The organism is Ponticoccus litoralis, assembly GCF_039769985.1.
In the GTDB taxonomy this organism is placed as follows: Bacteria; Pseudomonadota; Alphaproteobacteria; order Rhodobacterales; family Rhodobacteraceae; genus Ponticoccus; species Ponticoccus litoralis.
Genome location: NZ_JBDNCH010000004.1, coordinates 416,072 through 440,247 on the forward strand (window position 1 = coordinate 416,072; position 24,176 = coordinate 440,247).

The 24,176-nt window shown below is 65.8% G+C and carries 20 protein-coding genes and 4 pseudogenes; 9 read left to right on the plus strand and 15 right to left on the minus strand.

The window, feature by feature from the left end; genetic code table 11:
* Positions 1 to 19 precede the first annotated feature (19 nt).
* The 4 genes and pseudogenes from ABFB10_RS22610 (at position 20) to ABFB10_RS22625 (ending at position 4,183) form a co-directional block, all read left to right on the plus strand.
* A complete protein-coding gene (locus ABFB10_RS22610) occupies positions 20 to 478 on the plus strand; it encodes a molybdopterin cofactor-binding domain-containing protein (RefSeq protein WP_347168622.1) in 459 nt (152 codons plus the stop codon).
* A gap of 23 nt (positions 479 to 501) precedes the next feature.
* Positions 502 to 1,296: pseudogene (locus ABFB10_RS22615) on the plus strand (FAD binding domain-containing protein); the annotation flags it as partial.
* The gene (locus ABFB10_RS22620; protein ID WP_347168459.1) at positions 1,293 to 2,759 is read left to right on the plus strand and encodes a 2Fe-2S iron-sulfur cluster-binding protein; all 1,467 of its coding nucleotides are present in this window, start codon (positions 1,293 to 1,295) and stop codon (positions 2,757 to 2,759) included. The pseudogene ABFB10_RS22615 and the gene ABFB10_RS22620, both read left to right, overlap by 4 nt.
* Before the next feature lie 335 nt (positions 2,760 to 3,094).
* Complete coding sequence (locus tag ABFB10_RS22625; RefSeq protein WP_347168460.1) at positions 3,095 to 4,183, plus strand: TRAP transporter substrate-binding protein; 1,089 nt, start codon at positions 3,095 to 3,097, stop codon at positions 4,181 to 4,183.
* Positions 4,184 to 4,393: 210 nt separating this feature from the next.
* On the opposite strand, the gene ABFB10_RS22630 is transcribed toward ABFB10_RS22625, so the two are convergent.
* The 14 genes and pseudogenes from ABFB10_RS22630 to ABFB10_RS22695 all read right to left on the minus strand — a co-directional run bounded on the left by ABFB10_RS22630 (position 4,394) and on the right by ABFB10_RS22695 (position 19,154).
* Entirely contained in the window at positions 4,394 to 5,785 is a 1,392-nt protein-coding gene (locus tag ABFB10_RS22630; RefSeq protein ID WP_347168461.1) for a TRAP transporter large permease, read from the minus strand.
* A complete protein-coding gene (locus ABFB10_RS22635; RefSeq protein WP_347168462.1) occupies positions 5,785 to 6,360 on the minus strand; it encodes a TRAP transporter small permease subunit in 576 nt (191 codons plus the stop codon). The genes ABFB10_RS22630 and ABFB10_RS22635 overlap by 1 nt, the downstream gene beginning before the upstream one ends.
* A gap of 361 nt (positions 6,361 to 6,721) precedes the next feature.
* A pseudogene (locus ABFB10_RS22640) lies at positions 6,722 to 8,323 on the minus strand (GMC family oxidoreductase); the annotation flags it as partial.
* Between the two features lie 18 nt (positions 8,324 to 8,341).
* On the minus strand, positions 8,342 to 8,935 hold the full coding sequence (locus ABFB10_RS22645; RefSeq protein ID WP_347168623.1) for an FGGY-family carbohydrate kinase: 594 nt from the start codon (positions 8,933 to 8,935) through the stop codon (positions 8,342 to 8,344).
* 238 nt (positions 8,936 to 9,173) lie between these two features.
* Positions 9,174 to 9,869 (minus strand): annotated as a pseudogene (locus tag ABFB10_RS22650) (FGGY family carbohydrate kinase); the annotation flags it as partial.
* A complete protein-coding gene (locus ABFB10_RS22655; protein WP_347168463.1) occupies positions 9,859 to 10,677 on the minus strand; it encodes a class I fructose-bisphosphate aldolase in 819 nt (272 codons plus the stop codon). The pseudogene ABFB10_RS22650 and the gene ABFB10_RS22655, both read right to left, overlap by 11 nt.
* 14 nt (positions 10,678 to 10,691) lie before the next feature.
* Entirely contained in the window at positions 10,692 to 12,416 is a 1,725-nt protein-coding gene (locus tag ABFB10_RS22660) for a glycerol-3-phosphate dehydrogenase/oxidase (protein WP_347168464.1), read from the minus strand.
* A gap of 58 nt (positions 12,417 to 12,474) precedes the next feature.
* Positions 12,475 to 13,479, minus strand: coding sequence for an aldo/keto reductase (locus ABFB10_RS22665; RefSeq protein WP_347168465.1), 1,005 nt, complete (start codon positions 13,477 to 13,479; stop codon positions 12,475 to 12,477).
* A complete protein-coding gene (locus ABFB10_RS22670) occupies positions 13,472 to 14,446 on the minus strand; it encodes a sugar-binding transcriptional regulator (RefSeq protein ID WP_347168466.1) in 975 nt (324 codons plus the stop codon). The genes ABFB10_RS22665 and ABFB10_RS22670 overlap by 8 nt, the downstream gene beginning before the upstream one ends.
* On the minus strand, positions 14,443 to 15,480 hold the full coding sequence (locus ABFB10_RS22675) for an ABC transporter permease (protein ID WP_347168467.1): 1,038 nt from the start codon (positions 15,478 to 15,480) through the stop codon (positions 14,443 to 14,445). Before ABFB10_RS22675 ends, ABFB10_RS22670 begins: the two co-directional genes overlap by 4 nt.
* A gap of 5 nt (positions 15,481 to 15,485) precedes the next feature.
* Entirely contained in the window at positions 15,486 to 16,181 is a 696-nt protein-coding gene (locus ABFB10_RS22680) for an ABC transporter permease (protein ID WP_347168468.1), read from the minus strand.
* Positions 16,121 to 16,528 (minus strand): hypothetical protein, encoded by a 408-nt coding sequence (locus tag ABFB10_RS22685; protein WP_347168469.1) that lies wholly within the window; start codon positions 16,526 to 16,528, stop codon positions 16,121 to 16,123. The genes ABFB10_RS22680 and ABFB10_RS22685 overlap by 61 nt, the downstream gene beginning before the upstream one ends.
* The gene (locus ABFB10_RS22690) at positions 16,525 to 18,033 is read right to left on the minus strand and encodes a sugar ABC transporter ATP-binding protein (protein ID WP_347168470.1); all 1,509 of its coding nucleotides are present in this window, start codon (positions 18,031 to 18,033) and stop codon (positions 16,525 to 16,527) included. The genes ABFB10_RS22685 and ABFB10_RS22690 overlap by 4 nt, the downstream gene beginning before the upstream one ends.
* A 110-nt stretch (positions 18,034 to 18,143) precedes the next feature.
* Positions 18,144 to 19,154, minus strand: coding sequence for a sugar ABC transporter substrate-binding protein (locus tag ABFB10_RS22695; protein ID WP_347168471.1), 1,011 nt, complete (start codon positions 19,152 to 19,154; stop codon positions 18,144 to 18,146).
* A 408-nt stretch (positions 19,155 to 19,562) separates the two neighbouring features.
* Here ABFB10_RS22695 and ABFB10_RS22700 point away from each other — a divergent pair, with 408 nt between their 5' ends.
* The 5 genes and pseudogenes from ABFB10_RS22700 to ABFB10_RS22720 all read left to right on the plus strand — a co-directional run.
* Positions 19,563 to 20,117: a hypothetical protein gene (locus ABFB10_RS22700; protein ID WP_347168472.1), complete on the plus strand. Its 555-nt coding sequence runs from the start codon at positions 19,563 to 19,565 to the stop codon at positions 20,115 to 20,117.
* Position 20,118: 1 nt separating this feature from the next.
* Positions 20,119 to 20,802: a pentapeptide repeat-containing protein gene (locus ABFB10_RS22705; RefSeq protein ID WP_347168473.1), complete on the plus strand. Its 684-nt coding sequence runs from the start codon at positions 20,119 to 20,121 to the stop codon at positions 20,800 to 20,802.
* A 382-nt stretch (positions 20,803 to 21,184) separates the two neighbouring features.
* On the plus strand, positions 21,185 to 21,517 hold the full coding sequence (locus ABFB10_RS22710; RefSeq protein WP_347168474.1) for a helix-turn-helix transcriptional regulator: 333 nt from the start codon (positions 21,185 to 21,187) through the stop codon (positions 21,515 to 21,517).
* 1 nt (position 21,518) lies between these two features.
* Positions 21,519 to 22,070: a HipA N-terminal domain-containing protein gene (locus ABFB10_RS22715; RefSeq protein WP_347168475.1), complete on the plus strand. Its 552-nt coding sequence runs from the start codon at positions 21,519 to 21,521 to the stop codon at positions 22,068 to 22,070.
* Positions 22,039 to 22,572, plus strand: a pseudogene (locus ABFB10_RS22720) (HipA domain-containing protein); the annotation flags it as partial. The gene ABFB10_RS22715 and the pseudogene ABFB10_RS22720, both read left to right, overlap by 32 nt.
* Positions 22,573 to 23,101: 529 nt before the next feature.
* Here ABFB10_RS22720 and ABFB10_RS22725 read toward each other — a convergent pair.
* On the minus strand, positions 23,102 to 24,085 hold the full coding sequence (locus ABFB10_RS22725) for a hypothetical protein (protein WP_347168476.1): 984 nt from the start codon (positions 24,083 to 24,085) through the stop codon (positions 23,102 to 23,104).
* Positions 24,086 to 24,176 lie beyond the last annotated feature (91 nt).

Sequence of the window (24,176 nt, forward strand, 5' to 3'; positions counted from 1 at the left end):
GTGTTCACCTATGCCACCCATGCGGCCATCGTCGAGGTCGACCCGGACACCGAGCCGCACCGAGATCCTCGATTACGTCATTTTCGAGGATTGCGGGCGCCGGGTGAACCCGCTGATCCTGGACGGGCAATCCTATGGCGGCGCGGCGCAGGGGATCGGCACCGCGCTGTTCGAGGAAACCCTTTACGACGGCGCAGGCCAGCCGGTGACCTCGACCCCGGCCGACTACATCATGCCGGGGCCTGCCGAGCTGCCGCATTTCCGGCTGGGGCACAGCGAAACCCTGTCCCCCTATTCGAGACACGGGATCAAGGGCGTCGGGGAAGGCGCGGCCATTGCGCCCGCGGGCGCCATTGTCAACGCGATCAACAATGCCCTGGCCCCGCTCGGGGTCGAGCTGAACCAGGTGCCCGCAACCCCGCACCGCGTCCTTTCGGCGATCTTCGCCGCGCAATCCAGGAAAGAGGCCGCACAATGAAACCCGTCGCATTCTCGCATCTGCGCGCCGACACCGCCGAGGCCGCAGCCAAGGCACTGGGCCAGGGCGCCAAGATCCTCGCCGGAGGCCAGTCGCTTGGCCCCATGCTGAACCTCAGGCTGGCCCGCCCCGAGGCGCTTGTCGGCGTCTCGCGCCTGCCCGGACTGTCCGAGATCCGCGAGGCCGGGGACCGTATCGTCATCGGGGCGGGCGTCACCCATGCCCGGATCGAGGATGGCGCCGCCGCCATCGCGCTGCCGCCGATGATGCGCCACGTGGCACGCGGCATCGCCTATCGCGCGGTGCGCAACAAGGGCACCATCGGCGGGTCGCTGGCCCATGCGGACCCCGCCGCCGACTGGCTGAGCTGCCTGACCGCGCTGGATGCGGGGCTGGTCCTTCAGGACGCGACCGGCAAGGACCGGCGGGTGCCGATCGCGGGCTTCATGCTGGGGGCCTATCGCACCGTTCTGGCCCCCGAGGACATCCTGACCGGCATCGAAATCCACCCCCGGATGCGCGACGCGCTCTGGGGCTACGACAAGGTCTGCCGCAAGGTGGGTGAATTTGCCGATGCCATCGGCGCCCTCGTGGTCCATCCCGACAGCGGCTTCATCCGGCTTGTCGCCGGGGCCACCGGCGGCCCGCCGCTGATCCTGACCGAGCTTGGCGCGGAGATCGCCGCCAGTGCCACGCATCCCGGTCGCGACACGGTGCGCGCCGCGCTTTCCGCCCGACTGACCGATGCCGATGACGTGAAGCTGCATCTGCTGACCACGGCCCTGTGCCGCGCGATCGAAAAGGTACTGCCCGCATGACCATGCACACCACCGACCTCGCCACGCAACAAACCGTGCCCGAACCGCTGGACATCCGCCTGACCGTGAACGGCAGCGACAGCGCCGTGCGGGTCGCCCCGCGCACCCAACTGGCCGAGATCCTGCGCGACGAACTGAACCTGACCGCCACGCATCTGGCCTGTGAACAGGGGGTCTGCGGCGCCTGCACGGTGATGGTGGACGGTCGCCCGGTCCGCGCCTGCCTGACCTTCGCCCGCGATTGCGACGGCAGCCGGGTCGATACCCTGGAAGGCTGGCAGGGCGACCAGTTGATGGACCGGCTGCGCGATGCCTTCCAGCGCAACCACGCGCTGCAATGCGGCTTCTGCACGCCGGGCATGATGACCACCGCCCGCGACCTCGTAGAGCGGCTGGACAATGCCGATGAGACTCGCATCCGCAACGAGCTGTCCGGCAACCTGTGCCGCTGCACCGGCTATGTCGGCATTGTGGGCGCGATCCGCGAGGTGATCGAGGAACGCGACGCCGCAGGCATTCCCGCCCGCCCGACGGCGCCGATGGCACCACGCCAGGCACCCGGTTTCGCCCCCTTCACCGCCCGCCCGGACACGACCGCCGAGGTCACCCCGGCGATGTCCGGCGAAAGCCGGGTCGAGGACGGCTGGACCGTCGTGCGCCGCAAGGTGGTGCTGGACCATCCCCCCGAAGCGGTCTGGGCGCATTTCCGCGATCTGCCCGCAGTGGCGCGATGCCTGCCCGGCGCAGACCTGTCTGAAACCGACGGCGAACGGTTCTCCGGTCATGTCGGCGTGCGCTTCGGCCCGATCTCGGCCCGCTTCGAGGGCGAGGGCCGCTTTGCCGCCGACGATGCCACCCGCGAAGGCAAGGTCAGCGAGCCGCGGCAAGGATCGCGGCGGCCAGTCGGGTGTCGAGGGCGAACTGAGCTTCACGGTCAATCAAGGCGAGATGGCCACGAAATCGACAGTCGACGTGGCCTTTCGCTTTCGCATCGAGGGCGTTCTCGGCCAGTTCAACCGCCCCGAACTGGTCAATGGCCTCGTGGACTACATCCTTGGGGAATTCGTGGCCAACTGCAACGCGGTCCTGTCCGGCGGCGCGGTGCGCGAGAGCCGGGGCGTCAGCTTCATGGCCGTGGCCCTGTCGGTCCTCAAGGGGCTGTTCCGGCGCCGCGGCTAATGGGTCCACCGGCCTTCGGGCCGGTCACGCGAAAGCGCGGGGGCCTGAAGCCCCCCTGTTCGGTCCCGGGGCGTGGGCGACACGCCGGTCGCCCTGCCCCTCTCCGCCAGTTTCCCCACCGGGTTGGAGCCTCCGCGCCACCGCTGAGGGGCCCGCCGCGCGTGCGGATCACCGGCCAACTCCGGCCCGGCGCAGCGGCCAAAGCCGGGATCGCCCCGGGATCGGACAGCGCCAGCACAGATCGGGCCCGGGCCGCGCATCGGCACAGCCCTCGACCGCAATAAACGCCTCGGGCGCCGCAAGCCCCGGCTCCGGGCGCCCCGGCTTCGCCTGACGCGCGATCAGACCGCCGCCGGGTCAGGCCGACGCGCCGACAGCCTCTCTGCCCGGTCAGACCGCGCGGCAAGGACGAGCCGCGTTCGGCCTTGCGCCCGACCGTCCCGCCGATCCGATCCCGGACATGCGGCGATGCGGTTCGCGACCCCCGGGACCGGGCAGCCTGACAAGGACCCCCCGACGCCATTCCGACTGGACTATGGGTGCAGGGAATGTACTGATGCCGACGCTTGGGCCGGGAAGTCTGGCCGAGGCACAAGATCACTACCTCGTGGGAGTAAACATGGACCGTCGTACATTCATTCGCCGTGGCGCCCTGGCGGGCGCCGGCGCCGCCGCTCTGGCCAGCCCTGCCGTTGCCCAGGAGCGCATCACCTGGCGCATGGTCACCACCTGGCCCAAGAATTTCCCCGGTCTGGGTGTGGGCGCGCAACGCCTGGCCGACCGGATCACCACCGCCTCGGGCGGCCGACTGACCGTGCAGGTCTATGCCGCCGGCGAAATGGTGCCGCCGCTGCAATCGCTGGATGCCGTGATCGACGGCACCGCCGAGATGAGCCACGGGGCCGCATACTACTGGCAGAACAAGTCCACCGCGCTGAACTTCTTCACCGGCGTGCCCTACGGCATGACCTCGCAGGAGCTGGCGGCCTGGGTCGTGCACATGGGCGGCCAGGAGCTGTGGGACGAGGTCTATGACCAGTTCGGCGTTCAGGGCTTCCTGTCGGGCAACACCGGCGTGCAGGCGGGCGGCTGGTTCCGCGACGAACTGACCGGCCTCGACAGCCTGAAGGGCCTGCGCTTCCGCACCCCCGGCCTCGGCGGTCGCGTGTGGGAGAAGATGGGCGCCACCGTGACCAACCTGGCCGCGGGCGAGATCTTCCAGGCGCTGCAATCGGGCGCGCTGGACGCTGCCGAGTTTGTCGGCCCCTACAACGACCTCGCGCTTGGCTTCTACCAGGTGGCGAAGAACTACTACACGCCCTCCTTTACCGAGCCGGGCCTGGCGACCGAACTGGTGGTCGACAAGGCGAAGTTCCAGGAACTGCCCGCCGACCTGCAGGAAATCGTGCGCGCGGTCTGCCAGTCCGAGTACGACACCGTCACCGCAGACTTCATGGCCAACGACCCGCGCGCGCTGCAGACCCTGGTCAACGACCACGGCGTTCAGGTCCGCGCCTTCCCCGAAGAGATCGTCGAGGCCGGCGCCAAGGCGGCGATGGAAGTGATCGCCGAGCTGCGCGATGGCGGCGACGAAATGACCAAGAAGGTCACCGAGCATTTCATCAGCGCGCTGAACCTGATGCGCACCCGCTCGGAAGGCAACGAACGGGGCTACCTGCAGGCGCGGAGCCAGTACTTCACGCTCTGATTTTTCCGTCATCAGAGATGCGAAAGGCCCGGACAGTCGTCCGGGCCTTTTTCGTTTCCGCCGGGCTTCCGGGCCGCCCGGGCCTCTGGCAGGAGGCTTTCAGGCCAGCGGATGAACAGGGCCCCGCACCCCTTGGCAAGACATCTCACCGGGGGAACCCGCCGCAGGCGGGCGGGGGCAGCGCCCCGCTTTTTCCGCCAACCCTCCCCGTCAGCCCGCGATCACCGAGGGCAGCCAGGTGACGACGCCCGGGAAGGCGAAAAGCAGCGCGATGGCCAGGATCTGCAGCACCACGAAGGGCAGGATGCCCCGATAGATGGCCGAGGTCGGCACGCTGTCGGGGGCCACGCCGCGCAGGTAGAACAGCGCGAAGCCGAAGGGCGGCGTCAGGAAGGAGGTCTGCAGGTTCACCCCCACCATGACCCCCAGCCAGACCGGGCTGATGTCCATGGCCAGCAGGACCGGCGCGGTGATCGGGATGACGATGAAGATGATCTCGAAGGTATCGAGGATGAAGCCCAGCACGAACATGATCGCCATGACCACCGCGACCGCCATCAGCGGGCCGCCGGGCAGGCCGGTCAGGAACTCATGCACCAGATTGTCGCCGCCCATCATCCGGAACACCACCGAGAAGACCGCGGCGCCGAAGAGGATGATGAAGACCATGCTGGTGATGGTGGCGGTCTGCACCGCCGTCTCGTGCAGGATCCTGCCCGACAGCTTCCAGCGGAAGGCGGCCAGCAGCGTGGCACCCACGGCACCGACCGAGGCCGCCTCGGTGGGCGTGGCGATGCCACCCAGGATCGAGCCCAGAACCGCCAGGATCAGCAGCAGCGGCGGCAGCAGCGCGGTGAAGACCTCGCGCTTCAGATGAGCCTTTTCCTCGGGCGGGACGGGGGTGGCGGGGCAGCTTTCGGGGTCGGTGATCGCCTTGAAGATCACCCAGCCGATGTAAAGCAGCACCAGCATCACGCCCGGCAGCATTGCGCCCGCGAAGAGGTCGCCCACGGACACCGGGGTGGGGGCGAAATTGCCCTTGGCCATCTGCACCTGAGCGTTGATGCCCGACAGCATGTCGCCCATGAAGATCAGCACCGTCGAGGGCGGAATGATCTGGCCCAGCGTGCCCGAGGCGCAGATCACACCGGTCGCCAGCGTCGGCTTGTAGCCCGCCCGCATCATCGCGGGCAGCGAGATCAGCCCCATGGTGACCACCGTGGCGCCCACGACGCCGGTCGAGGCGGCCAGCATGGCGCCCACGATGACGACCGAGATCGCCAGGCCGCCGCGCATGTTGCCAAACAGCTTACCCATGGTCAGCAGCAGCTGCTCGGCGATCTGCGAGCGCTCCAGCATCACCCCCATGAAGACGAAAAGCGGCACCGCCACCAGCACCTCGTTGGTCATGTAGCCTATGTAGCGGTTCGGCAGAGAGCCGAAGTTCGAGGGGTCGAAGACGCCGTAGTACATGCCCACCGCACCGAAGAGCAGCGAGGTGCCCGCGAGGGTGAAGGCCACCGGGAAGCCCAGCAGCAGGAAGGCGATGATGCCGAAGAACATCAGGCCGGCGAGGATTTCTCCGATGAGGACGGGATCCATCAGACGGCCTCCGTGGGGTGGGTGGGATCTTCGGCGCGGGAATAGCGCAGCCGTTCGGGGACCAGGTCTTCGCGGCCCGCCAGCATCAGGACCGAGCGCAGCACCATGGCCAGCCCCTGCAGGGCGATCAGCAGGGCGAAGGCCAGGATGAAGGTCTTCAGCACGTAAAGGCCGGGCATGCCGCCGACATTGGCCGAGCCCTCGCCGTAGCGCCAGGACCGCTGCACGAAGGGCAGCGCATAGATCCAGACCACATACATCGACGGCATCAGGAAAAGCAGCACGCCCATCAGGTCGATCACCGCCTTTTTCCGCAGCGAGGCCGGGCGGTAGAAGATGTCGACGCGGACATGGTTGTCACGCAGCAGAGCAAAACCCGCGACGCCGGTGAACATGGCCCCGTTGAGCCAGATGTAGAGATCCTGCATCCAGACGTGGCTGACGGCAAAGAAATAGCGCTGCACCACCACGGTGAAGCAGACAAGCACGATGCCGACCGAGAGCCAGGACAGGATTGTCCCGAGCACGGTGTTGATCGTGCAGATGACGGCGGCGAGCCGCCCGAGGATCTTCATGGTGCTTCCTCCCTCTGCGGGCCACGCCCGGCCTTGCGGTTGCGTGTTCTATGCCTTCAGAGCGCAGGGAGTCCAAGTGGCTTTGTCACGTTGCCCGGCCCCGAGCGCCGCGCCCCGCATCGCCGGTTACGGGCGATCTGAACGGCGGCCTGGGCGGTCGCAAGGCCAAACGCCTTCGCCCTTTCAGGCCGGTCCGATCGGGCAGAGCGGCCCTGGCGCGCCGCGCGGACCATGCGCACGGTCCGATCCTGCGCCGAGAGAAACCGGGGGAACCGGACCCGCAGAGCCGCCCTGCCCGCCTCAGGCGGACCTGTTCTGACAGGACCGGTCGGACGGACCCCGGACAGAAGCGCTCGTACCGCAGTATCATGTCCGCAGCCTTTTCGGCGATCATGACCACCGGAGAAGCGGTGTTGCCGGAAACGATCCTGGGCATGATCGACGCGTCGATCACGCGCAGACCCTCCAGTCCGCGCACGCGCAGCGCCGGGTCGACAACCGCATCAGGATCGTTGCCCATCCGGCAAGTTCCGACGGGATGGAAAATCGTCGTGGCAATGTCACCCACCACGCGAAGCAGGTCCTGCTCGTCCGAGCAGGGGGCACCGGGCAGCAGTTCCTCGGGCTGGTAGGGCGCCAGGGCACGCGCCGACATGATCTTTCGGGCCTGGCGGATGGACTGGACCGCGATGCGGCGGTCGCTCTCGGCGGACAGGTAGTTCAGCCGGATCTCGGACTGCCTGTCGACGTCCGGCGAAGCGATATGAGTCGCACCGACGCTGTCGGGTCGCAGGTTGCAGACCGACAGGGTGATCGCCGGAAAGGGGTGCAGCGGATCGCCCAGCCGGTCCGTCGACAGCGGCTGCACATGGTATTCGAGGTCCGGGGTGATCCGGGAAGGATCCGACCGCGTGAACATGCCGAACTGGCTGGGGGCCATCGACATCGGACCCGACCGCGCCAGCCCGTATTGCAGCGCGATCCGGGCCTTCCCGGCAAGGCTGTTTGCCATCGTGTTCAGCGTCTGCGCGTTGCGAACCTTGAACACCGTGCGGATTTGCAGATGATCCTGCAGGTTTTCGCCCACGCCCGGCATCTCGTGCAGCACGTCGATGCCATGGGCCGACAGCACATCGGGCCGTCCGATCCCCGACAGCTCCAGCACCACGGGCGAATTGATCGCCCCTGCCGCCAGCAGGACCTCGGCGCGGGCGCGCGCCTCGAAGACCCGCCCCTTGCAGCGATACCGGACGCCCTGCACCCGGCGGCCCTCCATGATCAGCCGGTCGCTGCACGCGCCGGTCAGCACCCGCAGGTTCGGTCGTTTCATGGCCGGGCGCAGGAACCCCTTCGCCGTGTTCCAGCGCACACCGTTCTTCTGGTTGACCTCGAAGAAGCCGGACCCCTCGTTGTTGCCATCGTTGAAATCGGCGCGCGGCATGATGCCGAATTCCTTGGCACCCTCCTGCACCGCTTCGAGAATGTCCCAACTCAGCCGCTGTTTCGAAACCTTCCAGGGCCCGCCGCTGCGATGCAGGGCGCTGTCGCCGCCGTGATGATCCTCGGATTTCAGGAAATAGGGCAGGACGTCGTCCCAACCCCAGCCGGTATTGCCTAGCTGACGCCAGTGATCGTAATCCGCCGCCTGCCCGCGCATGTAGATCATGCCGTTGACCGACGAGCAGCCGCCCAGCACCTTGCCGCGCGGATAGACAAGGCTGCGCCCGTTCAGCCCCGGCTCGGGCGCCGTCTTCATCATCCAGTCGGTGCGCGGATTTCCGATGCAATAGAGATAGCCGACCGGGATATGCACCCAGTGGTAATTGTCGCTGCCGCCCGCTTCGAGCAGCAGGACGCGCGTCTTCGGATCGGCGCTCAGACGGTTGGCCAGCACGCATCCCGCGGTGCCGCCGCCGACGATGATGTAATCGTATTCCCCGTCAGGACGGGCCGGGTCGGTCATGATCGTTCCCTTTCGCGGTCAATGTCGGGCACTGGCCCGTGCCGCATGCTGCCTCTGCCAGAAAGAGCGCATCGCCTCGGCAAGCGCCTGGTAGGCCCGGTATCGCTCGGCGTAATGCGCTGTCATTTCGATGCGCGGCTCGTAGCCCTGGCGGATCCGCGTCATCCGCGCCACGCCTTCTTCGTAGCTGCCCACCCTGCCGGTCGCCAGGGCCGCGCCGATCGCCGCACCAAGCGCGCCGGTCTCGCGCGCTTCGGCGACCGAGATCGGCACGCCCAGCACGTCCGCGAAGATCTGCGGCCAATGCGGACTGCGCGACCCGCCGCCCGACAGGACCGCATTGCCGAACGCGACCCCGGCTGCACGCAAGACTTCGATGTGGCGCAGATGCTCGAAGGTGACACCCTCGAAAAGCGCCCGAAGCAGATGGCCTTCGCCGTGCCAGCCCGCCAGCCCGAAGAAACCGGCCCGGTAATCCGCCCCCTGCCCCGATCCGTAGAGGAAGGGGTGAAAGAAGGGATCGTCCCGCGCGGGCGTCACCGAGCCCAGCCGATCGTTGCAGAGCCCGAAGGGGTCGTCGTGATGCCCGCCCCGCTCCACCAGTTCGCGCACATACCATTCCGAGGTTGGCCGCCGAGGTGGCGCTGGATTCGATATTGACGAAGCGGCCCGGCCCGAACCCGGCAACCATGAAGACGCTGTCGTCCACCACCGGGGTTTCGGAAAAGACCTGGTTGATGCTCCAGGTTCCGGCGATGATCGAGGCCTCGCCCGGCGCCACCACGCCCGAGCCCATCGCGCTGGACACCACGTCGAAATAGCCGCCGATGACCGGCGTGCCCGCGGCCAGCCCGGTGACGGCGGCGGCCTCGGGCGTGATCCGCCCGGCAATCTCGGCCGGGTCGATCAGCCGGGGCAGCAGCGGGCGCGCGTCCTCCAACCCGTAGAGCGCCAGAAGCGCGTCGTCATAGGCGCAGTCCGGCATCCGCGTCAGCCCGCAGCCCGACATGTCCGAATACTCGCTGACCCGTTCTCCGGTCAGCTTGTAGGTCAGGACATCCTTGCACAGCAAAAGGGTCTTGGCGCGGTCATAGATATCGGGGCGATGCCGCTTGATCCAGGCCAGCAGAACCGGCGTCTGCGACGGCCAGGGTTTCTGAAGGCACAAAGCGTGCAGCGCATCGCCCGAGGTGGCGGCCAGTTCCGCAGCCAGATCCGCCGCCCGGCTGTCGAGCGACTGGATGCCCACCAGCGGCGCGCCCCCGGCGTCCAGAAGATAAAGCCCGTTGCCATGGCCCGCGCAGCCGACGGCGACAATCTGGCCCGGGTCGATCCCCGCGCGCGCGATACAGGTCGAGATCGCGGTGCCCGCGTTGCGCCACAGCTCGTCGAGGTCGCGTTCCACATGCCCCGGCGCGGGGGTGGCGGATTGCCCGTCGAGCGCGTGCATCGCCACCTGGCGGCCTTCGAGGTCGAAGAGCACTGCCTTGATGATCGTATTGCCCGCGTCCAACCCCAAAAGGTATTCGCCCGCCTCAGCCGCCATTGTAGATCTCCCAGGCTTCTTCGCCGCTGGCGCCTTGGTGGATCTGCGCCATCAGCGCGGCAACCACGGCCCCGGGGTTGTCGTGCTGATAGATGTTGCGGCCATAGACCATCCCCTTGGCCCCCTGGGCCATCAGCGCCGCGGATTTCTCCAGCACCGCCTTCAGATCGGCCTTGCCCCCGCCGCGCACCAGCACCGGCACGCGGGCGGCCTCGACGACACGGTGGAAGTCTTCCGCGTCGTCGGTCGGGTCTGCCTTGATGATATCGGCGCCCATTTCCGAGGCCAGTCGCGTCAGCGTCACGATCTTCTCGGCGTCGCCGTCGACCTGGTAGCCGCCGCGCACGTCGTTGGGCAGCATGACAAGCGGTTCGATCATCAGCGGCATCCCGTACTTGCTGCAGGCTGCGCGCACGCGCGAGATGTTCTCGACGCATTGGCGGAACAGCTCCGGCTCGTCGGGCAGCATGAACAGGTTCACGACGACGCAGGCCGCATCCATTTCCAGCGCGCCGATGATGGGTTCGTCGGCGTTCTGCAGCATCGACCACATCACGCGGTGGCGCTGATCGTTGTAGGGGTTGCCCATGTCGATGCGCATCACCAGCGCGGGCTTGTCCTTTTCGGGACGCGATTGCAGCAGGTCCGCCTGACCGTAGGCGCATTGGATGGCATCCGGGCGCGCCGCGATCAGCGCGTCCATCACCCTGGGCATGTCCTCCAGCCCGTTGAGGAAACTGGGTTCGTTGCAGACACCGTGATCGATGGCCACATCGAGGCAGCCGCCATTGGTAAACATCCGGTTCATTCTGGCTTTGGGGCTCAGGCGCATTTGTCTCTCCGTTCGTGATTGCGGTGTTTCAGGACTTCCGGCGTGACGCCGTGATAGTCGGACAGGGTTTCGATAAGTGCGGCGGTCTGCCGGGCGATCTGCTCCGCCGTCAGGCCGCGGGCCTTCGCCAGCCTTTCGGCAATATGCGCGATGATATCGGCACTGATCCTGCCGGTGATCGCCAGCGAGGTGCGGCGCAGGACGATATCGGACAGGGTTTCCACGAATTCGTTGGCGATCAGCCAGTCGACCTCGGCGGTGCTGTGCGGCAAATCGCGGGCCAGCGGCGCATCGTCGCCCTGCGCGGCACAGAAGGCCATCACATCGAAGGCCTGGCAGCCGTAGTGGTCGGCAAGGTGGGCCGCGCGGGGCGCGTCTATTGCGAACCGCTTTGTCAGCTGGTTCGCGACGTCGACCGCCGTGGCGGGGAACTCTACGCCGCCGCCGATCTTGCACCCGGCGGTGTCGCACAGTCTCGGGCGGCCAAGCTCGGCCAGCACCGCATCGGCGGTCTGCTCTGCAAAGGCGCGGAAGGTCGTCCACTTGCCGCCCACCATGCAGAATTGCGGCGACGTCCCCGGCAGCCGCCGGACGAAATGCCCCCGCGAGATCCGCCCGGTAAAATCGTGATCGCTTTTCGGCAGCGGGCGGATGCCGCTGTAGCTGAAGACCACCTCTTCGGCGGTGACGGCAATCTCGGGAAAGACCAGCCGCAGCGAGGCCAGGATATAGTCGCGCTCGGCATCTTCGCAGCGGACCTTCGTGGTTTCAGCGACCCGGATGTCGGTGGAACCCGCCAAGACCTGCCCCAGGTAGGGAAAGACGATGCAGATGCGCCCGTCGGCGTTCTCAAAATAGACGAGATGACCGTCCAGCGCGGCATGGAGCGCCGCGTTGTCGAGGATCAGATGCGACCCCTTGGTGCCCGAGACCATCCGTTCGCCCGCAGGCTTGCCGAGGCTTTCGGCGGTGGCGTCAAGCCAGGCGCCGGTGGCATTGACGATGGCGCGGGCCTGCACCGGGCGGCGGGCACCGGTTCGGGTGCACCTGAGCTCGAAGCCGCTGCCCGTGCTGGCGATTTCGGCATAGTTCAGCGCCACCGCCTGCGAATGATCCCGCGCCACATCCCTCAGCATCTCGACGCAGAGCCGTTCGGGATGGCTGATCCAGGCGTCGTAATAGACAGCCGAGAAGCGCGCCTCGGGTGTCAGGTCCGGCCAGCGCTGGCGCGTTCCGCGCCCGGAGTTGAACCTGTGGCGCGGCATGATGCGCCGCTTGCGCGTCACCCAGTCGTACAGGGAAAGCCCCAGCTTGATCGGCAGGGCACCGCGGTTCGCCGGTTTTCCAGACCGGCCCAGAAAGCTTGCCGCGCCGTTGAGCAACCCGGAAAAGACCGAGGAAATGGGGATCAGCGTCGGCAGTGGGCGCACCATGTGCGGAGCGTTGGCCAACAGCAGATCGCGCTCGCGCAACGACTCGCGCACCAGGTCGAACTCGCCGTTCTCCAGGTAGCGCAAGCCGCCGTGGATCATCCGCGAAGGCGCCGCGCTGCACCCCGAGGCGAAATCCTCGCGCTCGACCAGAAGCACGCGCAGCCCCTGCATCGCCAGATCGCGGTACACGCCGATGCCGTTGACGCCACCGCCGACGACCAGCACGTCGAACGCGCTGTCGCTTTCCACCCCGGACCATTGCTCGGACCGCCTTGCGGACATGGCTTCCCCTTTCGCCGGCGGCAGGGCCGGCGTTCACGCGTTTCGGATGTGGCTGAGGTCAGCCGTCTAGGTTGGTCAGGTGGGTGTCCACCGCGCCGCTGATGCAGGCCAGTTCGTCCTGCGACAGCCGGATTCGGCCCGCCGCAGCGTTCTCCGCTGCCTGCCTTTCGTCACGCGCCCCGCAGAGCGAGAAGGTGATCCCCGGCTGGTGCAGGGTCCAGGCGATGACGATCTGGGCCCGCGTCGCGCCATGCGTTTCGGCGACGGGGTCGATCTGGGCCATCAGGCGCGCAACCTTTTCGCGGTTCACCTGCGAGAAGCGCGGGTTGTTCCTGCGCAGGTCGTCGCCCTCGAAGACGCGGTCCGGCCCCATCTTGCCGCTGAGCAGCCCGAGCGCGAGCGAGGAATAGCTGAGCACCGATACCCCGTGGTCGCGGCACAGCGGCAGGTGGCTTTGCTCGATGTCGCGCTTTACCATCGAGTATTCCTCCTGCACCGCATCCAGCTGACCCGCGGCGACATAGGCGCGAATGTCCTCGGGCGCGGTATTGCTGGCCCCGATGGAGCGGATCTTGCCAGCCGCCCTGAGGCTCTCCAGCGCCTCCATGGTTTCGTCGATCGGCGTTGTCGGATCCTGCCAATGCGTGATGTAGTGGTCGATGACATCGGTGCCGAGGCGTTTCAGGCTTTGTTCCACCTCGTAGATGATCGCATCCCTGCCAAGGTAGCGATGCACCGGCGTGTCGCCAGTATCGAAGAAATGGTTGCCCTTCCGCGTGTGCCAGACAAGCCCGCATTTGGTGGCCAGAACGACCTTGTCGCGCCGCCCCTTGAGCGCCTTGCCGACGATTTCCTCGGCAACGCCCGAGCCATACATCGGCGCGGTGTCGATCAGCGTGATGCCGGCATCGATCGAGGCCTGCACGGCGCGGATCGAACGGGACTCATCGGTGCCGCCCCACATCCAGCCGCCGATGGCCCAGGTTCCCAGCCCGACAGCCGAGGCCCGGATGCCCGATTTTCCGATCTCGCGGGTGATCTGGTCTACATTGGTTTCAAGCAATTTTCTGAACCTCCTGGTCAAGGATCGCGGCGGCGGTGTCTTCGTCCGTCACGAGGTAATTGAGATATCCGCCATTCAGCGCCGCGGTGACCGGCTCGACCTTGTCGGGGCCGGTGGCGGTGCCGATGCGGACGGGGATCTTGGCAAGCTCGTCGGGCGGCAGGGCCACCAGGCGCGAATTCAGCGCATTGTCCGAAAGCTGGCCCGCGCGGTCGATCAGGTGACCCAGAAGCTCGCCGCGCACGCCCTGGTCGTACAACCTCGCCCGTTCGTCCGGGCTGACGGGGTGGGCGTCGTAATAGGTCGAATCCGTGCCGATTACGGCGCCCAGCCCGAATACCGCCACATCGGCGACGCGCACGATTTCCATCACGTCGCGCACCGATCTCATCGCCATGATCAGCGCGCGCTCCTCTGGCGTTTCGGCGTGCAGCGGCGCGTGGATCAGCGTGGCATGGCCAGACAGGCGGTTGGCAAGCTCGGTGGCGATGTGGTTGACGTCGGTATAGTGGTGGCCCTGCACGCAGCCGGTCATCGGCACCACCTCGACATCGAAGTCATGATCGCCGGTGAGGTTCTGGATCAGCGCGCTCAGCGTTTTGCCGCCGGATATGGCGATCGTGTCGCTGTCGCGCAGCGTGTCGGTCAGCAGCCGCGCCACCGCCGCCCCCACCTGGTCGAGCGTCATGCCCGGGTTGCCGTCCACGGTCGGGACCACGATGGCCTTCTTCAGGCTCCATTTCTCGCACAGGGCGCGTTCCAGTTCGATCTGGTGCAGGAACGGGCTTTCGATGGTGATCTTGATCATGCCAAGCGCGCGGCCGCGCTTGATCAGACGGTTCACCTTGGCCGAGGACAGGCCCAGCTGATTTGCGATTTCGGATTGCGGCAGATCGTCCTTGTAATGCAGCGTCAAGACCTGGGCGATCAGCCGGTACAGCTCGGGATCGGCGTTGGGAACGGTCATGCCATGCCCTCCTTGCGGCTGATAAGGTGATTGGATGCCGCCGCCGCCAAGAGCGCGGCGCCGATCACCAGCGTCTGGTAATAGGCCGGCACCAGGGTCAGCATTCCGACGGTCAAGGCCATGATGATAAGCGCCCCCACGAAAGACCGCAGCACGCGCCCCTCCCCGCCGCTGAAGGCGGTTCCGCCGATCAGCACCACAAGGATGGCGCTCAGTTCCATCCCGTCGCCGGAAAGCGGATCGCCAAGCGACATGAAGCTGGACCGGGCGATACCGGCAAGGGCTGCGGTACTGCACCGACCAGCATGTAAAGGCCAAAGACCACGCGGCTGGTGTTGATCCCCGATAGCCTGGCCGCCACCGGGTTGCCGCCGGTCGCCGCGGCATACTTGCCCAGAAGCGTCCTGTTCTGCGCGAAGATCAGCGCCAGCGTCACGCCGACCGCCACCCAGAAGGCCATCGGCAGGCCAAGCAGCACCGCATCGCGGCTCGTAGTCGTTGAACCAGCCGGGCATGCGCTGCTCTCCGATCGACTTGATCGCGGAGACCCCGTCCTGCACCAGCAGCAGCGCGATACCCTTGAACAGGCTCAGCGTGATCAGCGTGGCGATCACCGGCGTTATCTTCAGCCGCACGACGAGGAAACCGTTCACCGCGCCCAGCCCGATGCCGGCAAGCACTGTCAGGCCGAAACACGCCAGGAAGGGCACACCGTTGATCGCCAGAAGCGCATAGACCACCGCGCTCAGGCTCATGGTGCTGCCGACCGACAGGTCGATATAGCCCGAGACCATCAGCAGCGTGAAGGCCCCGGCAAGCATCAGCAGCGGCGCCGAAACGCGCAGGATGTTGAAGATATTGCGCTTGTTGAGGAAGTTGCCCCGTTCGAACAGCGCGAACTGATCGAGATTGGCAAGGCTCAGCACTGCGACCACGGCCACCAGAACGAAGTAGATGTAATAGGTGCGCAGGAACCCGGAAAACCCTGCGCGTAGCGGGCGCGACGAAGGCGGATGGTTGGAAAGATCTGTCATCTGCTTCACTTGTTCCTGCGGGCCAGGGCCCATGACTGCGCGACGATGGCCAGAAAGACCGCCAGCGCCTTGAGAATGAACTGCCAGTCCGGCGACAGCACCAGCCCGGTCGCGGCAGAGGTGACGATGGCCAGGATGATGGCCCCGAAGAACATGCCGATCACCGATCCGAACCCGCCAGCGATGGCGACCCCGCCCAGAAGGGCGATAACCAGCGCGTCGAACTCCATCAGCAGGCCGCGGTTGGAAAAGCCCGACTTGAATTCCGAGGCGAGCAGGATGCCCACGATCCCCGCGACACCGGCGCTGAGCAGGTAAAGCAGGGTCACGTGCCGTGCCCGGTCGATCCCCGACAGGCGCGCGGCCACGGGATTGGCTCCGGTCCAGAAGGTCAGCCGGCCGAAGACCGTGCGCCGCTCGATGAAGATCGCCACCAGAAGCAGGACCGCCATGACCACCACCGGAAGCTTGACCGAGTTTCCGATCACCGAAAGATTGCCCAGAAACCCGAAATCCGCCGGCAGGTTGGTATTGCGCTGAGAGCCCTGGGTGATGACCTGGGCGATCCCCCGCGCCAGCATCATCGTGCCCAGCGTGACGATGATGGAGGGGATGCGCAGGCGCACCACGAAAAGCGCGTTCAGCGCGCCGATCGACAGGGCGCCCAACAGCGCGCAGCCCATCGCCAGCCAGGTCGGCATCCCCCACCCGGACGAAAGCGCATTGCCGCCCTCGGTACCGATTGCGCGAACCAGACCGCCAGTACACCGGACAGCGCCACGATGCCGCCGACCGACAGGTCGAAGTTGCCCGACACCAGCAGGAAGGTGACGCCGATGCCCGGGGAAATCACCGGCCAGTTGTTGGTGACAAGGTTGAGCACGTTGAGCGGCTGGTGGAAATTCGGCACCAGCAGCGCGGCCAGCACGAAGAGCACCGCGGCGGCGCAGGCCACCATGGAGGTAATCAGGGCCTCGTCGCTCAGCGGCCTTCGCGCACGGGGCTGCGTCCCGCCGTCGCCACCTGTCGAGATCTTTGCCATTGTCATTGCACCGCTCCTTCCTGCCCGCCGGTCACGACATTGAGAATATGCGCGACATCGACCTCTGGCCCGTTGACGATTTCGTCCTGCACGGCGCCGTCGAACAACAGGAAGACCCGGTCGCAAAGCCCCAGCACCTCTTCGAGTTCCGAGGAGAAGACCGCCACCGCATTGCCCGCGTCGGCGAGGTCGCGGATGATGTCATAGATCTCGGATTTGGCGCCGACATCGACGCCGCGCGTCGGTTCGTCCAGCAGCAGAAGCTCGGCATCGGCGAAAAGGCACTTGGCAAAGACCACCTTCTGCTGGTTGCCGCCCGAGAGTTTCTCGACATGCTTCTCGATGGAATGCGTCGCGATCCTGAGCCGGTCGACGTATTCCTCGGCTGCCGCGCGTTCGACCTGCGGCTGGAACACGCCGCCTTTCGACAGCTTGCCCAGGTTCATCACCGAGACGTTTTCGCGGATCGTCAGCGCAGTGAACAAGCCCTGGGTGCGCCGCTCTTCGGGCACCAGGGCGACCCCCGCCGCAATCGCCTTTTTCGGTGACCCGCCGATCTCGCGGCCCTTGAAGCAGACCCGGCCACTGAACTTGTCAGCCCCGAAGAGTGCGCGCGCGATCTCGGTCTTTCCGGCACCCACAAGACCGTAGAACCCGACGATCTCGCCTTTCTTCACGTCGAAAGAGACGTTCTTGAGCAACCTGTTGTTCAGCCCCTCGGCGACAAGGATCGGCTCCTGCCCGACCGTGTCCCGGGGATGGTAGTCGTGCAGCACCGAGCGTCCGATCATCAGCTCGATCAGATGCGCGCGCCCGTCAATCTCGGACAGAGGGCAGGTGCGGATATGCCTTCCGTCGCGCAGGACGGTGACGTGATCGCCAAGCGCGAAGATTTCCTCCAGCTTGTGCGAGATGTAGATCACCGTCACCCCCTCGCGCAACCGACGGATGACGCCGAATAGGCGCTCTACCTCGCGTTCGGACAGCGCCGCGGTGGGTTCGTCCATGATGATGATATCGGCCCCGGACGAGGCCGCCCGCGCTATTTCCACGATCTGCTTCTGCGCCACGCTGAGCGAAGACACCCGCGCCGCGGGGTCGATGGCAGGCTCGATCACCGAAAGGGTCTGCATCGCCTGGGCCTCGACCCCGGAGTTCATCAGGATGCCGAAGCGGCTGCGCTCCATACCCAGGGTGAGGTTTTCCAGAACGGTCAGCTCGTCGACGACGTTCAGTTCCTGGAACAGCGTGGCAATGCCGTTATCGCGCGCCTCCTGCGTGTTTTTCGGGCAGTGGCTGCGCCCCGCGACCGACATCTCTCCCCGGGTCGGCATCAAGGCGCCGGTGATCATCTTGACGAGGGTGGATTTACCGGCGCCGTTTTCGCCCATCAGGCAATGCACGGCCCCTTTTTCGATCGCGAAGGTCACGTCATCCACGGCCCGGACACCGGGATAGTCCTTGGTCAGCCCGGTGACTGACAGGGCGGATGGGTGCGGTTGAACAGACAAATGTCGTCTCCCTGGTCGAGCGGTACAAGATGCCGGGGATGTCATCCCCGACGATGCGGCGGCGGCCGCCCGGGGGATGTGTCGCCCCCGAACGGCCGCCCCCGGCAGCCTTAGTTGCCGAACTGCGTGTCCAGCCAGCTCTGCGCCTCTTCCTCGGGCATCGTCCAGTAAGAGATCGTATACGCCTTGTAGAAGAATTCCTCAGCCGGGTCGGATGTCATGGCAACGTCTTCGTTCAGGACATCCATCACCAGGTCGACACGTCCGCGCGCGGTTTCCACCGGCGGCAGGCCCATCGAGACCTTGAGGCTGGAATTCGGGTCGTAGACCTGGTCGAACTCGACGCTGTCGAAATCGACGCTGGCCACGATCTCGGTAAGGGGCTTGCCGTCCTCGAACTTGCCGCGACCCAGCTGCGCCAGCCCCGCCATGGTTCCGACCGTCAGGTTCGACGCCTCGGAATAGATCAGGTTGACTTCGGGACGCTGGGTCAGCAGGTCGACGACGATCTGCTTCGCGGCCTCCTGGCCCTGGCTGGCATCAAGCGCGCCCAGGTTGGTGGCATCCGGTGCGACGGACAGCACGCCCTCGACAAAGGGCTCGGTCCGGCCCGAGTTGACCTCGGTGTGGTTCGGCCAGCCGAGCTGCACCATGACGACGGGCTTGTCGGGATGCGCCTCCTGCCAGGCCTTGGCCATCTGCGCGCCCATCTCGAAGGACACCTCGGCTTCGTTGCTGCGCGCGGTGGGAATGCCCGTGTCGCCGATGGGGTTGAAAAACGAGGTCATGACAACCTTCTCGGCCAGCGCGTCCTCGATGCCCGGGGTCGCCGCTTCGGCGTCCCAGATGTGAAGCGTCGCCCCGTCGAACCCGCCGGCCAGCACCTGGTCAATATTCTGGGTCATCACGGCACTGTCGGCCTGCCCGTCGAACACCACCACTTCGGCGCCGTATTTCTCCTTGCCGTAGCGCTGCGCCTCGACAGCCTGCGACTGGTGGAACACGTTTGACAGGTCCGAAACGAAGAAAGCAATCCGCTTGCCGTCCTGGGCCCATCCCGCGGTCGCGGTCAACGTCACAGCCAGAAATGTTGTCGCCAGAAATTGTCTTTTGGTTGGCATAGTCTTCTCCTCCCTTGTTGGATCATTGGGGCCATGCGGCCCGCTCCTCCCGACCGCAGAGATTGTCGGATTTGACGAATCTGACGAATCTTGCAGTTGGTGAAATTTCTCTCACTTTACTGATCGATCTGTCAAGGACTGATTCAAGAAGGGGCATGAGCCAGCCTCGACCGGGGGCCCTGCCAGCCTCGGGAAGGCCGATGTGGATTGCGCCAATGCCGCGCCGCGCGCGCCGGCCAGAAAGAGCGGCGGCACGGCGAAAGCAGCCGGTCCACATTGCATCCGGGCACCCGTCCTGTTAGAAAAACCGTCCGTTCGCATGCATCCGGTTCCGACTTCGAGCCCGACGAACGAGGGCGCGCGATCCGCGCGTCTAAGACCCCTAAACAATCCAATTAGAGGTTAACGATGCATATCGTGCATACCGCTTGCGACCCCGGAAGACACGCATCGCCTGATGGGGTGGATCGACATTGCCACCGGGCGCTGCCGAACGATAGCGACACTGCCACGAAATCAAAAAGCACGCTCGGGTTGTCCGGCGGCAAGACCACCCCTGACGCTCGGATCGACCAGCCTTTCATTCGACGCCTTTTGGCCAACTGCGATGAATTGGCCAACTCGGACCCCATTGAAAGCCCGTTTGCCGATCGCGACCGGCGCGGCAAGAACATCGGCGGACACTTGATCAACTGCACCGGGGAAATCTCCCGATCCAATGCCGTGCAAAAGACCTTCGGAAACTCAACCGCCGACAGTGCCCCCGCATCCCATGGCGAAAATGGGTTTGCGGCTACCGGCGTGACCGGAGCCCCCAGTCGCAGAGCATCCCTACTCTCTCATGCCGAGAAAGCGCTCAACCCTCTGGCACGGAATATAAAACAGATGCGATTCCGCCAAGGGAAGGCAGCGATCCTGCGCTGTGCAAACGGCCCATTTGAATCGCGATGTGGAGAATGCTGACATGAATACCGAAACCCTCTTCGAAGACGGAACCCCGACCCGGACCGAACTCGAACGTCTCGCCCAAGAGGCCAAGGGCGTTGTTTTCAGGAACTGCAACTTCGAAGGCCTCGACATGAGCCAGCTTGATATCGTCAACTGGCGGTTCGAGAAATGCAACCTGTCCAAATCGAGTCTGACGGGCGCCCGACTGGAAGATGTAACGTTCGTCAATTGCCGGGCCCCCGCCGCCAGTTTCGCAGGGTCTACATTGTCAGATACCGCCGTGGATGGCGGAGATTTCGGAAATACCAATTTCTTGGGCGCCAGATTGTCCACAGTTCAATTCACCAAATGCAAGATGACCGGGATCAACCTCAGCGAAGTGCGCGCCCTGGATGTGACATTCGCGGACACTCTCCTGGTCCTGGGCCTGCTGCCAAAATTCTCGTTTCGCAAGGCACAGCTGCTCGGGATTGATTTCAGCGATGCGGATCTACGGCAATGCGACTTCCGGGAAGCGGTTTTCGTTGACTGCTCGCTGAGGGAGGCAAATATTGCCGATTGTCGATTTCAGGGGGCGGACCTTCGGGGCGCCGATCTGGGAGGGGTCAGGCTGACAGACGCGCGCCGCTTCAAAGGCGCCATCATTTCCAAACGGCAGGCGGGTGACCTTCTGGGGCAACTTGGTCTCAACGTCGTGTGAACGGCGGCTAAGGGCCGGTGGCGTCGAAGACGCCAGCCGCTGGCGCTGATTTTGCCGCGCTCGGCTCGTCGGCGGCGTCTTGTCGTTCGGACCATCGCCCGTCCCCTCTGTCCGCCTGACGGTGGCATGTCAGCTTCCCGCGTCCGGCCCCGTCGGGTCAGCCTGTATTCCGGTCGCCGGGCGACGGGGGTGCGGGAAGCGGCGGTCAGCTTCCCGCGCCCCTCGCCACCACGATGTTACCGATCGGTATCTTTTCAAGGGGTTCACATCTCCTTCGTAAAAATGTTCCCGACCGGGAACATATAGCCTTGCATCGGGTCCACAGCACCCTATGTTACCGATCAGGAACATCACCCCCTGTCCAATCCGTCGAGGTGTTGCCATGCGCAACGACGATCAACCGTCCGCCATATCGCACCCGGATCTGCCCGGTGCCGAAGATGCGCGCCGTTTCGGACGGATGGTCCGCGCCAGGCGCAAGGCACAGGGGCTGCGCCAGGAGGATGTGGCCAGCGCGACCGGCGTGGGCCGGCGCTACATCGTGGACATGGAAAACGGGAAACCGACGTTGAGGATCGGCCCGGCCCTGATGATTGCGCGCTTCCTCGGCATCGTGCCGATGGTCGAGCACGCGTCGAACACGCCGCAAGACAGTGATCCGCCCGACATGATCCCCGAGGATCTGCCCGACGATTTGCCGCCACTGGAGGACTGAGGTGAAGGTCTTCTACGAAAGCCGCGAAGTGGCCGAAATCGCGCCCGGCGAGGACGGTGCGGCAACGCTGACCTACAACGCCGACTGGCAGAGGACCCGGGGCGCCTTCCCGGTGTCGACAAGGATGCCTCTGGCGGTTGCGCGCCATGGCGCGGGCGAGGTGCTGCCCTGGGTGGCAAACCTTCTGCCGGAAAGCCAGCAGCTCGAAATGGTGGCTCGCGCCACCGGCGCCTCGCAGGCCGACCCCCTCGCGCTGCTGGCCAGCATCGGGCGGGATACCTCCGGAGCAATGTCCTTTGCCGAGCGCGGCTTCGCGCGAATGACCACTCGGGCGGTGCCCGACGAGGCGGCGCTTGAGCGGATCATCCAGGAACTGCCGAAGAAACCCTTCCTCGTCGGCGAAGACGGTGTCTCCATGTCACTGGCCGGCGTCCAGTCCAAGATCGGCGTGCATGTCGATGCTGACGGGGCGATCTCGATCCCGGTCGAGGGCGCGCCGTCGACCTGGATCCTGAAGCCGGATGCCGCGCCCCTGCACTGGCGGGGTCTATAACGAGGCGCTGTGCCTGCGCCTGGCGGCGCTCATCGGCCTCTCCGCACCGGAGGTGCGCGTGGGGCGCGCCGGCGCGCGCCGCTATCTTCTGGTGAAGCGCTACGACCGCCGTCAGCAGGGCGACAGTTGGCGCCGCCTGCACCAGGAAGACATGTGCCAGGCCCTGGGCCGCCTGCCGAGCGCGAAATATGAACGCAACGAGGCCGGGCAGCGGGGCCCCATGGTCCGCGATATTGTCGGCGTGATGCGCAGGCTCGATCCGCTCCGCGGGGTGCTTTCGATCTTCGACTACGTGATTTTCAACGCCATCACCTGCAATACCGACGCCCATGCGAAGAACTATTCGGTCATGGTCACGGCCACCGGCGCCGGGCTGGCGCCGATCTATGACGTGATGTGCGCCAAGCTCTGGCCCGGCATCACCAGCAAGCAGGCGATGTCGCTCGCGACGAAGTGGGAAGGCGATTACTTCAAGGGACGCCACTGGCAGCGCGAGGCCGCACTCTGCGGCCTGAACCCCACAGCCGCGCTGCGGCGCGTCGACGTGCTTTGCAAGGCGACCCTGACGCATTTGCCACAGGCGGTGGAGGAGATCATCGCGATGGACCCCAACGCCGAGCATTGGGTGCGCGAAGTGCAAAGCTACATAGCCGAGCGCGCGACCTTCCTGGTCAACGGCCTTGCAGAGCAGGACCCCGAGCCGACCGCCTGGCGCGCGCGCGCCTTGATGCGGCGGGCTGACGCTCTGCGTGGTGGCCTGCGGGCTGCTGCGTTCAGGTTGCACTGGCTCAGGGGACCCGGCGGGCCGTGGATGACGTCAGGCCAGGGCAGCGCTGGCCGCCCTGCGCGAGCCGGCCAGCCCATGACATGGACGGGCTACGCGCCGCGACATGCATTGGACATGCGCTGCCGCCCTTGCCCTGCCCTCGAACCCTTGGCCGGTGACAGGGCTTTCGGCGGCAGCCAGCGATGCGCCCCCTCCCCGACCATGGCGAAACCGAGGAAACGCATGGGATCGTCCGCGCCCCTTCCTAAACCGCTGGGCGCGGAGACATCCCGGGCGCCGTCTGCCCGCCCGCGCCAAGGGCGCGCTCCTTCAGCTTGCGAAACTTGCCCGACATCTGTTCAAGCCGAGCGTCCCATTCGGGGTTGGGCTGCTGGCCTTCTATGGTGCGGAAGAAGACCTGCATCATGCAGGCAATTGCGAAAGGTTCGAGCAGCGCGGCCTTGACCGCCCAGGCGAAGAGCAACGCAAACACCACGCCCCCGGCAGCCCAGGCCCCGGGCATCAGGTAGACCACAAGCGCCGCCGGTGCGAGCATGAGCAGGAACACCAGAAAGCCCAGCCCATAGACGATAATCGCCAGCCAGGCCGCGTTCTTCAGCATCACCTTCCAGTTCTGCCCGTACAGCACCAGCGCCTCGCGCGCCGACCCCCAGGCATTGTCCGACCGCGTGCGGATCGCGTGGGCGAGGATCACCTCGTCCACGAACCCGACCGCGACGCGCAGGAAGGCCGACAGGATCGCCGCCAGTTGCTGCGCGCCCGGCACCGGCAGCACGGTCAGCAGGCCGCGTGCCAGCCCCGAAATCGCACGGATCACCCCCTTGACCAGCTGATCCATCAGGAACAACAGGCTGGCCTGCGGAAACCGCGCCTTGACCACCGCGGTGGCATGGCCGATCTGGCCGCGCCCCTCGGGCAATGGCTGGCCGTCGATCATCTCGACCAGAACCGCGATATGACCCGCCTTGACGATATAGAGGATGTATTCGCGCGCCCAGTACATGAGTGCCCCGAAGACGCCGAAACCGGCGAACCCGCCCCACATCGTCGTCGTGGCGCGGAATTCCTCGTCCCCGAAACCGCCGACGCCCCAACCGATGCCGGCCCCCGTTCCGGTCAGAAGGATATACCCCAGCGCGATGCCGAAATAGACGGCGATGCGCATAAGGATGAATGGAAGCGTGCGCCCCATCATCCCCAGCGCACCGCCTATGCTAAAATCCCACATTGAAAAGTCCTTTTAAAATTTCATGACCCGATCGATGCCGGGCGTAATCTCTTGCATTTGCCGGTGCAGACCGTCGCGGCACAGGCCGCTT

Bases quoted from the DNA above. Each gene is read 5' to 3' on its own strand.
- ABFB10_RS22685 (WP_347168469.1), bottom strand. From the start codon at position 16,528: ATGACAATGGCAAAGATCTCGACAGGTGGCGACGGCGGGACGCAGCCC.
- ABFB10_RS22700 (WP_347168472.1), top strand. From the start codon at position 19,563: ATGCATATCGTGCATACCGCTTGCGACCCCGGAAGACACGCATCGCCT.
- ABFB10_RS22660 (WP_347168464.1), bottom strand. From the start codon at position 12,416: ATGTCCGCAAGGCGGTCCGAGCAATGGTCCGGGGTGGAAAGCGACAGC.
- ABFB10_RS22655 (WP_347168463.1), bottom strand. From the start codon at position 10,677: ATGAACCGGATGTTTACCAATGGCGGCTGCCTCGATGTGGCCATCGAT.
- ABFB10_RS22630 (WP_347168461.1), bottom strand. From the start codon at position 5,785: ATGGATCCCGTCCTCATCGGAGAAATCCTCGCCGGCCTGATGTTCTTC.
- ABFB10_RS22610 (WP_347168622.1), top strand. From the start codon at position 20: ATGCGGCCATCGTCGAGGTCGACCCGGACACCGAGCCGCACCGAGATC.
- ABFB10_RS22670 (WP_347168466.1), bottom strand. From the start codon at position 14,446: ATGACCGTTCCCAACGCCGATCCCGAGCTGTACCGGCTGATCGCCCAG.
- ABFB10_RS22710 (WP_347168474.1), top strand. From the start codon at position 21,185: ATGCGCAACGACGATCAACCGTCCGCCATATCGCACCCGGATCTGCCC.
- ABFB10_RS22725 (WP_347168476.1), bottom strand. From the start codon at position 24,085: ATGTGGGATTTTAGCATAGGCGGTGCGCTGGGGATGATGGGGCGCACG.
- ABFB10_RS22680 (WP_347168468.1), bottom strand. From the start codon at position 16,181: ATGCCGACCTGGCTGGCGATGGGCTGCGCGCTGTTGGGCGCCCTGTCG.
- ABFB10_RS22675 (WP_347168467.1), bottom strand. From the start codon at position 15,480: ATGACAGATCTTTCCAACCATCCGCCTTCGTCGCGCCCGCTACGCGCA.
- ABFB10_RS22695 (WP_347168471.1), bottom strand. From the start codon at position 19,154: ATGCCAACCAAAAGACAATTTCTGGCGACAACATTTCTGGCTGTGACG.
- ABFB10_RS22625 (WP_347168460.1), top strand. From the start codon at position 3,095: ATGGACCGTCGTACATTCATTCGCCGTGGCGCCCTGGCGGGCGCCGGC.
- ABFB10_RS22635 (WP_347168462.1), bottom strand. From the start codon at position 6,360: ATGAAGATCCTCGGGCGGCTCGCCGCCGTCATCTGCACGATCAACACC.
- ABFB10_RS22620 (WP_347168459.1), top strand. From the start codon at position 1,293: ATGACCATGCACACCACCGACCTCGCCACGCAACAAACCGTGCCCGAA.
- ABFB10_RS22705 (WP_347168473.1), top strand. From the start codon at position 20,119: ATGAATACCGAAACCCTCTTCGAAGACGGAACCCCGACCCGGACCGAA.